Annotated in this window: 1 protein-coding gene; it reads left to right on the forward strand. The window is 69.3% G+C overall.

Features of this window, described 5'->3' with window-relative positions; genetic code table 11:
* Nucleotides 1-622 (forward strand): ATP-grasp domain-containing protein (locus tag DEF28_RS26690; protein WP_309485870.1); only part of this gene is annotated, 622 nt, incomplete at both ends.

The raw sequence follows: 622 nt of genomic DNA on the forward strand, positions 1-622 counted from the left end.
CAAGGCCGCCCAGATCCTGGGCATGGACATCAAGGGCCACACGGTGCACCGGGTGCTGGTGGAGGAGGCCAGCGAGATCGCGGAGGAGTACTACTTCTCGGTGCTGCTGGACCGGGCGAACCGGACGTTCCTGTCGATCTGCTCCGCCGAGGGCGGCATGGACATCGAGGAGGTCGCCGCCACCCGGCCGGACCGCGTGGTGCGCACCCCCGTGGACCCCGTCCGCGGCCTCGACCGCGACACCGCCCTGGACATCTGCGAGCGCGCCGGACTCCCCTCGGACACCCATCCGCACATCGCCACCGTCCTGACCCGGCTGTGGCAGGTGGCCAGCGAGGAGGACGCCGTCCTGGTGGAGGTCAACCCGCTGGCCCGCACCACCGACGGCCGGATCCTCGCCCTGGACGGCAAGGTGACCCTGGACGGCAACGCGGCCTTCCGGCACCAGGAGCGCGCCCCGTTCCACGACGACGAGCACGGGGATCCGTTCGAGGTGGCTGCGAAGGCGAAGGGGTTGAACTATGTCAAGTTGGATGGCGAGGTCGGCATCATCGGTAATGGTGCTGGTCTGGTGATGTCGACGTTGGACGTGGTGGCTTATGCGGGGCAGGCGCATGGCGGG

This window comes from Marinitenerispora sediminis (assembly GCF_003336425.1).
Classification (GTDB): Bacteria; Actinomycetota; Actinomycetes; order Streptosporangiales; family Streptosporangiaceae; genus Marinitenerispora; species Marinitenerispora sediminis.